The organism is Achromobacter sp. UBA2119 (assembly GCF_002331005.1).
Classification (GTDB): domain Bacteria; phylum Pseudomonadota; class Gammaproteobacteria; order Burkholderiales; family Burkholderiaceae_B; genus Achromobacter; species Achromobacter animicus.
The window spans coordinates 193,159-206,559 of the sequence record NZ_DCYD01000013.1 but is presented as its reverse complement, the minus strand read 5'-3'; the positions used below and the strand labels follow the sequence as shown (position 1 = coordinate 206,559).

At 65.0% G+C, this 13,401-nt stretch carries 12 protein-coding genes; 6 read left to right on the top strand and 6 right to left on the bottom strand.

Translation table 11 applies throughout. The annotated features are described in order from the left end of the window. Position 1 precedes the first annotated feature (1 nt). Together B3098_RS13220 and B3098_RS13215 are read right to left on the bottom strand one after the other, a co-directional pair. Positions 2-1,453 (bottom strand): YdgA family protein, encoded by a 1,452-nt coding sequence (locus B3098_RS13220; RefSeq protein WP_286896835.1) that lies wholly within the window; start codon positions 1,451-1,453, stop codon positions 2-4. Positions 1,454-1,586: 133 nt separating this feature from the next. Beyond that, positions 1,587-3,059: a YdgA family protein gene (locus B3098_RS13215; protein WP_286896833.1), complete on the bottom strand. Its 1,473-nt coding sequence runs from the start codon at positions 3,057-3,059 to the stop codon at positions 1,587-1,589. A 304-nt stretch (positions 3,060-3,363) separates the two neighbouring features. Between B3098_RS13215 and B3098_RS13210 the strand changes: the two genes are divergently transcribed. From B3098_RS13210 to B3098_RS13195, 4 genes are all read left to right on the top strand, one after another. After that, positions 3,364-4,902, top strand: coding sequence for a DEAD/DEAH box helicase (locus tag B3098_RS13210; protein WP_191576253.1), 1,539 nt, complete (start codon positions 3,364-3,366; stop codon positions 4,900-4,902). Between the two features lie 44 nt (positions 4,903-4,946). Then, positions 4,947-5,576, top strand: coding sequence for a LysE family translocator (locus B3098_RS13205; RefSeq protein ID WP_175123938.1), 630 nt, complete (start codon positions 4,947-4,949; stop codon positions 5,574-5,576). Positions 5,577-5,686: 110 nt separating this feature from the next. After that, a complete protein-coding gene (locus B3098_RS13200) occupies positions 5,687-7,294 on the top strand; it encodes a peptide chain release factor 3 (protein ID WP_056565700.1) in 1,608 nt (535 codons plus the stop codon). A 37-nt stretch (positions 7,295-7,331) separates the two neighbouring features. After that, entirely contained in the window at positions 7,332-8,006 is a 675-nt protein-coding gene (locus tag B3098_RS13195; protein ID WP_056565702.1) for a hypothetical protein, read from the top strand. A 101-nt stretch (positions 8,007-8,107) separates the two neighbouring features. Here B3098_RS13195 and bfr read toward each other — a convergent pair whose 3' ends face one another. Both bfr and B3098_RS13185 read right to left on the bottom strand, forming a co-directional pair. After that, positions 8,108-8,584, bottom strand: coding sequence for a bacterioferritin (gene bfr, locus B3098_RS13190; RefSeq protein ID WP_056327755.1), 477 nt, complete (start codon positions 8,582-8,584; stop codon positions 8,108-8,110). A 376-nt stretch (positions 8,585-8,960) separates the two neighbouring features. Further along, positions 8,961-9,872, bottom strand: coding sequence for a DMT family transporter (locus B3098_RS13185; protein ID WP_286896825.1), 912 nt, complete (start codon positions 9,870-9,872; stop codon positions 8,961-8,963). Between the two features lie 134 nt (positions 9,873-10,006). Between B3098_RS13185 and B3098_RS13180 the strand changes: the two genes are divergently transcribed. Next, positions 10,007-10,870 carry a LysR substrate-binding domain-containing protein gene (locus B3098_RS13180; RefSeq protein ID WP_279971282.1) on the top strand — a complete coding sequence of 288 codons (864 nt, stop codon included), beginning with the start codon at positions 10,007-10,009 and terminating at the stop codon, positions 10,868-10,870. A gap of 29 nt (positions 10,871-10,899) precedes the next feature. Here the strand turns inward: B3098_RS13180 and B3098_RS13175 are convergent, their stop codons facing one another. Both B3098_RS13175 and rpoN read right to left on the bottom strand, forming a co-directional pair. After that, positions 10,900-11,178, bottom strand: a complete 279-nt coding sequence (locus B3098_RS13175) for a (2Fe-2S)-binding protein (protein ID WP_056327752.1) — start codon at positions 11,176-11,178, stop codon at positions 10,900-10,902. 120 nt (positions 11,179-11,298) lie between these two features. Continuing rightward, positions 11,299-12,750 carry an RNA polymerase factor sigma-54 gene (gene rpoN / locus B3098_RS13170; RefSeq protein WP_286896818.1) on the bottom strand — a complete coding sequence of 484 codons (1,452 nt, stop codon included), beginning with the start codon at positions 12,748-12,750 and terminating at the stop codon, positions 11,299-11,301. Here rpoN and B3098_RS13165 point away from each other — a divergent pair. Next, a complete protein-coding gene (locus B3098_RS13165) occupies positions 12,749-13,387 on the top strand; it encodes a hypothetical protein (RefSeq protein ID WP_286896816.1) in 639 nt (212 codons plus the stop codon). The genes rpoN and B3098_RS13165 overlap by 2 nt on opposite strands. The last annotated feature ends 14 nt before the right edge of the window (positions 13,388-13,401 follow it).

The window sequence follows — 13,401 nt, the reverse complement described above, 5'->3', positions numbered from 1 at the left end:
CTCAGGGCGCCGGCGCGGCGCCTGGCGAATTGCGCATGAACATCTGGCCCAGGAACATCTCGACGGGGATGCGCTTGCCGTTGATGTCGACTTGACCATCGCGGTAGTCCGCCTCGAACTGGATCACGCCGTCCTCGATACGGGCCCAGGTCGTTGCGGCGATCAGGCCGCGCAGCCCTGCGGCTTCCCGCTCGGCCGCCGACCGGGCCGCCTCACGCGTGGCGCCCTTCAGTTCCGCCCGCGCCGCGATCACGTCGGCCAGGTTTTCCGGCGACAGCTTCAGCCGCACGCTCAGGTTGCGCACGACTTCCTTGGCGACGGCGATGGGGTCGTGTTTCCAGAATGACGGCGAATCCAGGCCGATATCCAGGCTGAGCGTCGATGTGCCATGCGCCGTATCGACCTGCAGCGTCGACAGCGTGAAGCTGGGACGGGCTAGAAGAAATTTCAACATTTGCGACGCAGCAAGCATCCCCTCGCCCGAAAGGGGATCGGCCTTTTTCGCGTTCAACGGCGTGCTTGTGGTGGCGTCCTGAAACGCCTTGAGCGCCGCCACGTCCATGTCCTTGCCGCTCGCCGCCATCCGCAGCTTGGCCACATGCAAGTGGCGCACGCTGATACTGCCGACATCGAGCGTCATTTTGCCGGCCATGCGCTCACGTGTCCCTTCCGAACCCAGCGTCAGCGCAATGTCCTTCAGGCCCAGCGGCAGCTTGTCCATATCGGACGCCCATTGCTTGACCGTCAACGTCGAGCTGCTCGTGGAGGACGCCGCGGTACCGGACAATTCATGCGACACCGCCAGATCATCCAGGGTCAGCGTGTTGGGATTGCCCCTGATCACTTCGGTCAGCGAGGCCTTGTTGACGGCGAGTGACACCGTGTCGTGCGTGCCGTCGCCGGCATGTTTGACCTGCATCTGCAAGCCCGAGAAGTCGAACGTGATCGGAGCGTCGGCATACTTCACCGGCGCCAGCGCCAGATCGCCGGAAAAGTCGCGGTCATACGCGATCAGGAAATTTGCCGTCACCGGCGCCGATCCTCCCGCCGCCGCGAACCAGGCGGCTGCGTCGGGCGTCTCGGTCATGTGCAGCCGGCCCGCCGCCATCACGGGCGCGATGTCGCCTGACGAAAGCCGCGAGGCGGGAAACGGACCGTGCTCGATCTTGCTCATGAACGCGAATGCCTTCTCGGCCGGCTTGCGGCCAGACTGCAACGTCACCTTCACTCCGAACCGCGCATCGGACGAAAACACGCCGCGTTCGAACGATTGCAGTTCGAGCGTCACGGGCACGCCCAGCTTTGCACTCAGGCGCTGCGCCTCTGCATTCAACGCCTGCACGTCCTGCGCCAGCCGGGCTTCGATCTGCTTGCCGGTGTACCACGCGGTGCCGACCCACGCCGCAGCCACCACCGCCACCACCACGCCACCCGCCACGATCCGCTTGTTCATGATGCCTCTGTCCGTTTGAGATACGCCGTGATTGCCGCAAGGGCCGATCATAAAGAAAAACGGGCTGTCGCAAGGACAGCCCGTCGCAGGCGACGCCGAGAAGATCGCGGCGTGCCAATCGTGTTGCGGCAGCTTAGCGCATGCCGCCCAGCACGCCACCCATCGCCATCATCAGGAACTGCTGCAGCGGCATCTTCTTGCCGTTGAAGTCGACCTGGCCGTCGGCGTAGTTCAGGTAGGAGACGATGTTGTTGTTTTCGATCTTGCCCAGGCCCATTGCCGTGGCCATGGTGCCGACCATTTCAACCTGGCCCTTGGCGGTCTGCGCGGCCTGTTCGGCCGCCACACCGCGCATTTGCGGTTCGATGGCCATCAGGTCCGCCAGGTTGCCCTTGGACAGCACGAGCTTGGCATCCAGCTTCTTCAGGGCCTGCAACGCCATGTCGGACGCGTCGCCTTCCAGCGCGGCGGGCTTGACCAGCGCCACGTCCAGGTTGAACGTCGACGTACCGTTGGCGGTGCGCACTTCCAGCGGCGCGACGGCCAGCGTCGGGTTGCCGGCCAGCAGTTGCTCGACGTTGGTCTGGATCGCAGCCTTTTCTTCGTCCGTGAATTGCGGCGTCTGCTCTTCGCCCTTGCTTTGCAGCATGCGGCGCGAGGCGGCCTCATAGATGTCGTTCAGCGACTTCAGCGCCTTGGAGTCCATGTTCTGCGCGTCGATGACCAGCTTCAGGCCGGCCATGTCCTTGGCCTGCACGTTGATCATGCCGAAGTCGACGGCCATCTTGGCGCCCATGGCCGCACCGTTCTCGGTCATGTCCACGGCGATCGACGTGTCCTTGAGCTGGACGGGCGGCTTTTCGCGCGACGTGATCGTCCAGTCCTTGAGCGTCACCTTCTGGCTGCCCACGTACATCTCATTGGCGGCCGGCTTCAGGTCGCTGGTCAGGGTGATGCCCTTGACCGCCATGGCGGTGATGTCGCTGGTGTCGGACGGGCCCGACAGCTCCAGGCTGTCGACGGCCACGTCGAAGATGCCGCGCTTGGTGGAAGTGGCGTAATCAAAATCGCCCTTCATGCCCGAGAACACAAGCTTGGTGGTGTCCTTGGCGACTTCGACCGGGGCCATGTTGAACGTGCCGGTGATGTCCTTGCCGTAGCTGACGCTGTAGTGGCCCGACAGCGGCACGGCGCCCTTGGCGGCGGCGAACCATTCGTTGACGGTGGGCGTCTCTTCCAGCGCGAAGTCGCTGGCCACCATGGCCGGCATGAACTTGCCCGACTTCAGGTTGGAGAACGGCAGGGGGCCGTGGCTCAGGTGCTCGATGAAGACCACGTCGCGCTCTTGCGCGGGCTTGCCTTCAGCGGCGGGCGTGGTGAACTTGATGCGGTAGCGGGACGTCGAGGTGAAGACGCCGCGGTCGAACGAGACCAGCTCGGCGACGGCATTGATGCCCCACTTGTCAGCGATCTTCTTGAGCTCGACGTTCGAGTCCTCGATGGCCTGCTTGACGAAGGCTTCGGCCTTTTGGCCCGTGTACCAAGCCGTGCCGGTCCAGACCGCGCCCAGCGCGACGACGATGCCAACCAATGCCGATTTCTTCATTGCATCCCTTTTATTTTGAATAGATGAAAGCCGACGGATTATAGGGAGGGCCGACTAGGGAAAACACTTATTTTGTTCTAATTTAATTCAAAATATTTCTGAATGATTCTATAAAGGCCTTTTAAGCGCTTGCTGCGCCGCCACATCAGCTACAATCCGTTCCGTGCGCCAAGCCAATCTGCGCACGTCCGCTCGGCCCTTCGCCGCCAAGCTTCGCCCTGATGGGCGCTTCCCCTTTTCTCCTTATTCGACCGCCTGGATTGGAGTCTCTCAAATAGAGCGACAGGCTGCCGCTGGAGCTGTTTTGACTACCACTTCCCCTTTCGCCGACCTCGGGCTGGCTGATTCGCTGTTGCGCGCCATTGCCGACACCGGCTACACCGCGCCCACGCCCATTCAAGCCCAGGCCATTCCGCAAGTGCTGAAAGGCGGCGACCTGCTCGCAGCCGCCCAGACCGGCACCGGCAAGACCGCCGGTTTTACCCTGCCGATCCTGCACCTGCTGTCGCAGAAAAAGCCCGAGGCCCGCAAGCCCGGCCGCCCGCGTTGCCTGATCCTGACCCCGACGCGTGAACTGACCGCGCAGGTCGCCGAATCGGTGCAAACCTATGGCAAGTACACCTCGCTGACGTCCATGGTGATGTTCGGCGGCGTCAATATCAACCCCCAGATCTCCGCGCTGCGCAAGCCGCTGGACATCCTGGTCGCCACGCCGGGCCGCCTGCTGGACCATTGCGGCCAGAAGACGGTGGACCTGTCGGGCGTCGAAATCCTGGTGCTGGACGAAGCCGATCGCATGCTGGACATGGGCTTCATCCGCGACATCCGCAAGATTCTCGCGCTGCTGCCCAAGCAACGCCAGAACCTGCTGTTCTCGGCCACGTTCTCCGACGAGATCCGCACCCTGGCGCGCGGCGTGCTGAACAATCCGGGCGAAGTCTCGGTCACCCCGCGCAACACCGCCACCGAGCTGGTCACGCAGACCGTGCACATCGTCGAGCAACACCACAAGCGCGACCTGATCAGCCACATCATCCGTGAAAGCGGCTGGCACCAAGTGCTGGTCTTCACGCGCACCAAGCACGGCGCCAACCGCCTGGCCGAAAAGCTCGTGAAGGACGGCCTGACCGCCGCCGCCATCCACGGCAACAAGAGCCAGTCGGCCCGCACGCGCGCGCTGGCCGGCTTCAAGGACAGCAGCGTGACCGTGCTGGTCGCCACCGACATCGCCGCCCGAGGCCTGGACATCGACCAGTTGCCGCAGGTCGTGAACTTCGAGCTGCCCAACGTGCCGGAAGACTACGTCCACCGCATCGGCCGCACGGGCCGCGCGGGCGCCACCGGCGCCGCGGTCTCGCTGGTCGACAACAGCGAAATCAAGCTGCTCAAGGACATCGAGCGCCTCATCAAGAAGACGATCGAACGCAAGCCCGTGGAAGGCTGGACGCCGCCCGCCACCAGCGCAGCCGCCTTCGAACGCCAGGAACGCGACGAAGACTCGCGCAGCATGCGCGGCGGTCCTCGTAATGGCGGCCGCGGCGGCAACGGCGGCTCGGGCCGCTCCTCGCGTCCTGCCCAAGGCCAGCCGCGCGCAGCGGCCGGTGGCCGTGCGCCCGCGCCGGCCCGCGCCGGCGAAGGCCGTGGCAACGGCGGTTCGCGCGATGGCAAGCCCGCCGACCGTCCGGCTCACGCCGGCCGCAACGAGGGCCGTCCGCAACAGAATCGCCGTCCCGAAGGGTCGTCGCGTCCGGCCGGCAATGCTGGTTCGGGCCGCCCGGCCGAAGGACGCGCCGGCCAAGGGCGCCCCAGCGGCGCGCCGCGTGCCGCGTTGCTGAGCAAGTAATATCTCCCGCAACCCCACACTGCGATCCAAGGACCCGCGCCATCATGCCCTTATCCACCTGGTTGACGTTCTTCCTGGCCTCCTGGGCCATTTCGTTCTCACCGGGCGCCGGCGCCATCTCGGCCATGTCGTCCGGCCTGAAATACGGCTTTGCGCGCGGCTACTGGAACACGGCAGGCCTGATCCTGGGCATCCTGTTCCAGTTCGTCGTGGTCGCCGTGGGGTTGGGCGCTGTGCTGGCGACGTCGGAAATGGCGTTCAACGTGGTCAAGTACCTGGGCGTCGCCTACCTGATCTACCTGGGCGTGCGCCAGATCCGCACGGATGCCGCGCCGGTCGCGGTGGATGCCGGCGATCCGCGTCAGGCGTCCATTCGTGACCTGGTCCTGCGCGGGTTCCTGATCAACACCATGAACCCCAAGGGCACCGTGTTCCTGCTGGCCGTGGTGCCGCAGTTCGTGGATCCGGCGCTGTCGCTGACGCCGCAGTACGCGGCCTTGGCGGCCACGCTGGCGTTCACCGACCTGGTGGCGATGGGCGTGTACACGCTGCTGGCGGCGCGCGTATTGCGCCTCTTGCGCGACGCCAAGCACATCCGCTGGATGAACCGCACCTTCGGGTCGCTCTTCATCCTGGCCGGCGTGTTCCTGGCAACCTTCCGCCGCCACAACTGAATAAAAAAGCGTGGGGCACGGGCCGGCAACGGCGCGTGCCCCACATGTTTTCGTGCATGACACCGGACCGCACCGGCCTGAAAAGCGGCGTTAAGTAGAATCCTCCGATCATGAGCATTTCCAACGAAGTCGCACGGCGCCGTACGTTCGCCATCATTTCCCACCCTGACGCGGGCAAGACCACGCTGACGGAAAAACTGCTGCTGTTCGCAGGCGCCATTCAGATCGCCGGCAGCGTCAAGGCGCGCAAGGCGTCGCGCCATGCCTCGTCCGACTGGATGGAAATCGAAAAGCAGCGCGGCATTTCCGTGGCGTCCTCGGTGATGCAGATGGAATACCGCGACTGCGTCATCAACCTGCTCGACACCCCGGGCCACCAGGACTTCTCCGAAGACACGTATCGCGTGCTGACGGCGGTGGACGCCGCGCTGATGGTGATTGACGCGGCCAACGGCGTCGAGCCGCAGACCATCCGCCTCCTGCAGGTCTGCCGCGCGCGCAACACGCCGATCATCACGTTCATCAACAAGATGGACCGCGAAGTGCGCGAGCCGCTGGAACTGCTGTCCGAAATCGAAGGCCACCTGGGCATGGACGCCGTGCCGTTCTCGTGGCCGGTGGGCATGGGCAAGTCGTTCGGCGGCGTGTTCGACATCCGCCGCGACCGCATGCGCGTGTTCCGTCCCGGCCAGGAGCGCCGTTCCGACAACGACGACTTCATCGAAGGCCTGACCAACCCCGAGATCGCCAAGCGCTTCGGCGGGGCGTTCGACCAGGCCAGCGGCGAGATCGAGCTCATCAACGAAGCCGCTCCCGCCTTCGACCGCGACCAGTTCCTGGCCGGCAAGCAGACGCCCGTGTTCTTCGGTTCGGCCATCAACAACTTCGGCGTGCAGGAAGTGCTGGACGCCTTGGTCGACCAGGCGCCGCCCCCGGGCGCACGCATGGCGCTGCAACGCGAAGTGAAGCCCGAAGAGCCCAAGTTCACCGGCGTGGTGTTCAAGGTGCAGGCCAACATGGACCCCGCCCACCGCGACCGCGTCGCCTTCGTGCGCGTGAGCTCCGGCCGCTTCGAGCGCGGCATGCGCCTGAAGGTCGCGCGCACCAACAAGGAAATGCGCCCCAACAACGTGGTGTCCTTCCTGTCGCAACGCCGCGAACTGCTGGACGAAGCCTATGCGGGCGACGTCATCGGCATTCCGAACCACGGCGTGCTGCAACTGGGCGACGTGCTGACCGAAGGCGAGACCCTGCAGTTCACCGGCCTGCCGTTCTTCGCGCCGGAACTGTTCCAGGCGGTCGAAGTGAAAGACCCGCTGCGCACGAAGCAATTGCGCACGGGCCTCACCCAATTGGGCGAGGAAGGGGCCATTCAGGTGTTCCGGCCCGAAGTCGCTGGCGGCTCGCTGCTGCTGGGCGCGGTCGGGCAGCTGCAGTTCGAAGTGGTCGCGCACCGCCTGAAGACCGAGTACGGCGTGGATGCCCGGATGCTGCCTTCGCGCTACACAATGGCACGTTGGATTACGTCTGAAAACCCCAAGGCGCTGCGCAAGTTCATGGATGCCAATGCCGCCCATATCGCCTATGATGTCGTCGATGCTGCGGCGTTTTTGATCGGTTCTCCCGCGCAGTTGCGCGTCGCCGAGGAACTGTATCCCGATGTGAAATTCCACGCCATGCGGGAGCACGGCGGCAAGGTTTTCGGAGACAAGGCGTAGACCCGTTCGGGTTCCGCACGGCAGATTGAGGGTAGCAATGTCTTGGCGTTTTTTATTCGCAACGCTCCTTATCGCGCTCGGCGCGTCGGCATGGGGCGGAATTCAACTGGGTGACTGGCTGGTGGCGCATGCGCCGGCGGCCGCGCCCGCTCCTGGGCAGGACGCAGCCGCGTCCCAGCAGCCCGTGCTGGACGCCAATGGCCGTCCGTATGTGGCGCAGCCGCCGCAGCCGCGCATCGACGGCACGTTGGGCGTGCCCGACAAGCCGTCCGATCGCGAATGGCAGGTCAACACGGTGTCGCTGTTCGACACCGTCAGCGATCCCGCCGTCCAGATCTCGCGTGAACGCATCAGCCCCGAACAGGCGCGCGAAATCGCCGCCTCGTCTCAGGTGCCGCTGCCGTCGGGCAATTCCGACGTCAGCACGATGGACCTGCTGGTGCCCGGCACGTCGACAGCCATCAACGGCGGCGTAGCCGCTGGCGGCAGCTACGGCACGCCGCAGATGGTGCAGGCGCCCCCGCCGCCGCCCAACACGGCGCCGGCAGCCGGCGCGCAAGGCTGGCAGGACGCGCTGCGGCGTGAACTGGCCCAATGCGCTACGCAAGGCTTCTTCGAACGCCCCTCATGTTCCTGGAACGCGCGCAACAAGTACTGCGCGCCGAACCGCGCCTGGGGCACGATGGCCGAATGCCCGGCCCGTCCGCAGTAAGACGTCTGCAATAAAGACGTCACCTCGACAACTCCACACGCAGTTTCACGGCAAGAAAAATGGCGCCCCGCGGGGCGCCATTTCTTTTGCTGCCAGCAGCCTTATTCAGGCACGGACATCTGGCTTTGCAGGTAGTTCTGGATGCCGACCTTGTCGATCAGGTCGATCTGGGTTTCCAGATAGTCGATGTGCTCTTCGGTGTCGTCCAGGATGTCCTGGAACAGATCGCGCGACACGTAGTCCCGCACCGATTCGCAATACGCAATGGCTTCCTTGACGGTCGCCTGAGCGGCCGTTTCCAGCTTCAGATCACAGGCCAGCAGTTCCGGCACGTCTTCGCCGATCAGCAGCTTGTGCAGGTCTTGCAGATTGGGCAGGCCGTCCAGCATGAAGATGCGGGCGATCAGACGATCGGCATGCTTCATTTCGCCGATGGATTCTTCGTACTCGTGCTTGCCCAGCTTGTCGAAGCCCCAATGGTTCAGCATGCGGGCATGCAGGAAATATTGGTTGATGGCCGTCAGTTCGTTGGTCAGTTGCTTGTTGAGAAACTGGATGACGGTTTTGTCGCCTTTCATGATGGACTCCTTGCAGTCAGGCGCGACGCGAGCGCATCGCGACAAAGGAGCGCACGATGCCGCGCGTACGCAACCCATGCAGACTACCATTGGCCGCAGGGCCGCGCCTAGCCTTGCTCTGCATTTGGTAAACGGCTTTAGGAGCGCAACAAGAAAGCGACAAGCTAATGAGAATGAGTATGTGTGTCTGAGGCCTTGCATGCGTGGCGACGCAACGGCGCGGACTGCAGACGCGAGTCGCGCTGAAATGGCTTCGCGATTGTCCCCATATATGTTGCGCGGCGGCCCCTGCGCCGCGTCATTCTGCGCTGCCAACGCGTCACGCCGGCTCGTTGCATATCAGCAACCGGATGAGGACGCGTTGACCGCCCTCAATTCACGCGGTGCGCCGCGTCGCAAGCCAGATGCCGAATGCGATGGGCACGATGCCCAGCAGGTCCAGCCACGAGACGGGCTCACGAAGCACCACCCAACCGAACAACAGGCCCAGCGGCGGCATCAGAAAATGCAGTGCGCTGGCCGAGGTGGCGCTGGCGCGGCCCAGGATCATGAACCACAGGTAATAACCGCCCATCGACACCGCGACGATCATGTAGGCCATGCTCCAGATCAGGCTGGACGTCAGACGCGCATCGCCGAGGTTTTCCGTGGCCAGGGCGAACGGCAGCAATGCCGCGGCGCCTGCCAGCGACTGTATGCCCGTCGACGTCCACAGACCGGAGGTGGGCTTGAGCATCTTGTAAAACAGGGTGCCGGCCACCAATGCAATCAGGCCCCCGGTCACAAGCAGCGTGCCGTGCAGGTCCTCCTGCATGCCGGTCAGCCGCGATCGCAACACCAGCGCCACGCCCGCCAACCCCAGGCACAGCCCCAGCAGTTTGCGCCAGCTCAGCCGCTCACCCAGCAACGGACCCGCCAGCACGCCGATGAGCAGCGGGTTGGTGCTGATGAGCACAGCGGTGAACGCGGACGACACGGTGGTCATGCCCGACCAGCTCAAGCCCAGGTACAGCGCGTTGTTGAGCGCCCCCAGCAGGACCAGCGCGGCCAGGTCGCGGCCCGAGGGCAGCTTCCAGCGACCGCTGGCCGCCGCCAGGCCCAGCATCAACGCGCCCGCGATCAGGAACCGGATCGTCAGCAGGGTCAGCGGCGGACAGTCGCGCACGGCGATCTTGGCCGCGGCAAACGCCGAACTCCATAGAAAGCAGAACGCGGCGATCGGCAGGAGGCTGATGCCCGGGCTGTCGGATGCGGGCAAGGCAGGGGCAGGGGTCGAAAGGGCCTTCATGGTTGATCCGGCTTCGTAGATCTGCAACCGCATGCGCGGCGGGATGGGAGGCATTCTGCGCGCCGGGCCATCCATTGACAAACTCTTTATTCGGATCGAAAGTATTTGAAATTCGAATGCTTGAAGGCGCCGTCATGCTAGATCTCGATCTCCTGCACAGCTTTGTCTCGGTCGTGGACGCTGGCGGCTTCACCGCCGCGGGCGAACGCGTGCACCGCAGCCAGTCCACCGTCAGCCAACAGATCCGCAAGCTGGAAGAGACGCTGGAATGCCCGCTCTTCCTGCGCGAAGGCCGGCAGGTCCAGCTGACCGAGGAAGGCGAGCGCCTGCTGGGCTATGCACGACGGATGCTGGCGTTATCCACCGAAGTCCGGGAGGCCGTCAGCGGCCGCAAGCGCGTGGACGTGATCCGCCTGGGCATTCCGGACGACTTTGCGGTGGACGCGTTGACTGCCGTCGTCGCCGCCTTCGCCAGAACGAGGCCGGCGGTGCAGCTGTCGGTGCGTTGTGACCTGACGGCGGTCCTGACGCGTAGCGTGGAGCGGGGGGATCTGGACGTGGCGCTGCTCAAGCGCGAACCCGGCGCGGGCACGGCGCTGGCCGCGTGGCCCGAGCGGCTGCACTGGATCGGCAGCGCATCGGTGCAGGCGCCGCTGACGCCGGAGGCGCCCGTACCGCTGGTGGCGTTTCCGCAGGGCTGCATCTACCGCAACCGTGCCATTCATGCGCTGGAGTCCGCCGGACGCCGCTGGCGCATCGCCTACGAAAGCCCGAACCTGTCGGGCGTGCAGGCCGCGCTGGCGGGCGGGTTGGGTATCGCGCTGCTGGAACGCCGCTGCATCGCGGACGGGCACCGGATCCTGGACGTGGGCCTGCCCGCCGTCCCGCCGTCCGAATTGGCGCTATGCGTGGCCGGCAACGCGCGCGAACCGGCACGTCAACTGGCGATGGATATCAGGGAATTTTGCGAGAAGGAAATGACGCGGCTCGCCGCATGAAGGCAGCGAGCCGGAATTGACACCAATGCTCAGGCGATGGCGACCAGCGGAATCGGGAAGCTGCTGTTGGCAGCCGGCGTGTCCGATTCGACGAGGGCGGGAGCATTGACCGGAACTGCGATGGAGCGCACGTCGCACACGCTGGAGCAGCGGCCGCCCGGCAGGTATTCGGCGGCGGTTGCCGCGCAGCAGCCGCAGCACGTGGCCACGCCCAGCTCGAACTGCAGGTCGGAAAGCGTCGTCGCGCCCGCGTCCACGCTGGCGCGGACTTGGCGTTCGGTGATGGCATTACATACGCAAATGTACATGCGAATGATTATCGAAAATTATTTAAGCCCTGGCAAGCCCTGTGAGCAAATAATTTTGCAACCGAAGTGTCACGCAAGCCATTGAAAATAGGGACAATTTGCCGAAGCTTGTCCCTATTTTCAACGCGCGGCGGCTTGCGCCTTGCGCAGCGCGGCCGGGGCAATCCGCAGCGCTTCGCGGTACTTTGCCACCGTCCGGCGGGCGATCACTATCCCCTGATCGGCCAGTTTTTGCATGATCTGGCTGTCCGACAACGGCTTGGCGCGGTTCTCGTCGGCCACCATCTGGCGGATGTAGGTCTGCACCGCCGTCGCCGACGTGGCGTCCCCGCCTTCAGTCGAAACGCCCGTGCCGAAGAAGCGCTTGAGCTCCAACGTGCCAAACGGAGTGAGCATGTACTTCTGCGTCGTGGCGCGTGAAATGGTCGATTCGTGCAAGCCGAGTTCGCCGGCAATGTCTTTCAGGATCAGCGGGCGCATGGCCGCCGGTCCCTGACTGAAAAATGCGGTCTGGCGTTCGACGATGGCCTGCGACACGCGCAGGATGGTGTCGAACCGCTGCTCCACGTTCCGGATCATCCATTTGGCCTGCTGCAATTGGGCTTGCAGCCCGGCGTGCGCCGATTCCTTCTGGTTGCCCAGCATCTGCGCATACAGGCCGTTGATCTGCAAGCGCGGCACCGCGGCGCTGTTGAGCGTGGCCTGCCAGCCACGGCGCGTCTTGCGCACGATGACGTCCGGCACCGCATACTCGGCCGCCGGCACGGTCCATGCCCGTCCGGGGCGGGGCTCCAGGCGCAGGATCAACGCATGCGCCGCGCGGAACGTGGGCTCGTCGCAACCCAGCGCCGCACACAGGCGCGCGGCGTTGCCGGTTGCCAGCAGCGGCAGGTGCTCGGCGCAGATCCGCCGCGCACAGGAGAGCACGGCGGGATCGGCCGCCTCGGGCAGCCGGCTGAGGTCGGGATTGCGCAACTGCAGGTGCAGGCACTCGGCCATGTCGCGCGCGCCGATGCCCACGGGATCGAACGACTGCAGCAGCGATAGCGCCGCGCGCAGCTCGTCCATGTCCGGCTCCATCTCGGCCGGGAGCCAGCCCAGGATCTCGTCCAGCGGCGATCCGAGATAGCCGTTTTCGTCCAGTTCGTCGATCAGCAGGGACGCCAGCGCGGCATCGCGCGGCGCCGCCCGGGTCAGGGCAAGCTGGCCCAGCAGGTGTTCGCGCAAGGTGTCCGGCCGCGCCGCCTCGGGCAGGCTGGTGTCGTCGTCGGGGTACACGCCGCCCGAGCCCGGCATCTCGTCGATGGGCGTCTCGCGCTCGGCCGCCGGCTCGTCGTCCTGCACCGAGGACTCGCGTTCGGACTCCGCGCGCGACTCCGCCTCGGCCGACGACGGCTCGTCCTCCCGGTCCAGCAGGGGATTTTCCGCCAGCACTTGCGAGATTTCCGCTTCAAGGTCGAGCGTCGACAACTGCAGCAACCGGATCGATTGCTGAAGTTGTGGGGTCAGCGTCAGGTGCTGGCCAGGCCGCAGTTCTAAAATTGGACGGGTCATAGGTACAATATTTTGCATGATGAATCTGACTTCGCCCGCAAGCGTTCGCCAGGACTGCCGACTGATCGGCCAGACCCTGCTCAAACTGGCGCTTCCCCGACTCGTTTTGCGCGCGATCGTCATCGCCGTCGCGATCGTTATCTGGTACCTGGTTGCCTCCTGGATACTCGATTTCGGCAAGCGCATGAACTACGACTTCCTGCACACGTTGGGCCAGCCCACTCAGGACATGGCGCAGCGGATCAATCCCTACCTCTGGTGGGTCGTTGCCGGCATCTGGACCCTGATCGTCTTCTTCTCGGTGCGCGCCTGGTTCTACGCCAGTCTGGCCTCGGGCGCCGCGACGCCGGTCGGCACGGATACGCTGGCCGAACTGGCGCCCAATCTGTCCGAAGAATCGCTAGGCGTGCTGCGCTGGACCTGGGGCGACCGGCAGGAACCCTTCACCGTCGGCGACCTGCGCCGCTCGCTGTCGGAATTGCGCCACAACCGCATTGGCAAGATCGACATGGTGGCCGAGCAGGCCCGGATTCTGGAAGCGGGCGCCAACCGTCCCGGCCGCGATCCGCGCGACGACGGCCGGCGTGACGACGTCCGCCGCGACGCGCCGCGCGAACCGCGCTATGTCGAACCCCGCATCGGCCCGGCCCGCTAGGCCGCATCCAGACT

Coding starts and splice junctions, on each gene's coding strand:
- B3098_RS13220 (WP_286896835.1), bottom strand. CDS start 1,453: ATGAACAAGCGGATCGTGGCGGGTGGCGTGGTGGTGGCGGTGGTGGCT.
- B3098_RS13215 (WP_286896833.1), bottom strand. CDS start 3,059: ATGAAGAAATCGGCATTGGTTGGCATCGTCGTCGCGCTGGGCGCGGTC.
- B3098_RS13205 (WP_175123938.1), top strand. CDS start 4,947: ATGCCCTTATCCACCTGGTTGACGTTCTTCCTGGCCTCCTGGGCCATT.
- B3098_RS13200 (WP_056565700.1), top strand. CDS start 5,687: ATGAGCATTTCCAACGAAGTCGCACGGCGCCGTACGTTCGCCATCATT.
- B3098_RS13195 (WP_056565702.1), top strand. CDS start 7,332: ATGTCTTGGCGTTTTTTATTCGCAACGCTCCTTATCGCGCTCGGCGCG.
- bfr (WP_056327755.1), bottom strand. CDS start 8,584: ATGAAAGGCGACAAAACCGTCATCCAGTTTCTCAACAAGCAACTGACC.
- B3098_RS13185 (WP_286896825.1), bottom strand. CDS start 9,872: ATGAAGGCCCTTTCGACCCCTGCCCCTGCCTTGCCCGCATCCGACAGC.
- B3098_RS13180 (WP_279971282.1), top strand. CDS start 10,007: ATGCTAGATCTCGATCTCCTGCACAGCTTTGTCTCGGTCGTGGACGCT.
- B3098_RS13175 (WP_056327752.1), bottom strand. CDS start 11,178: ATGTACATTTGCGTATGTAATGCCATCACCGAACGCCAAGTCCGCGCC.
- B3098_RS13165 (WP_286896816.1), top strand. CDS start 12,749: ATGATGAATCTGACTTCGCCCGCAAGCGTTCGCCAGGACTGCCGACTG.
- rpoN (WP_286896818.1), bottom strand. CDS start 12,750: ATGCAAAATATTGTACCTATGACCCGTCCAATTTTAGAACTGCGGCCT.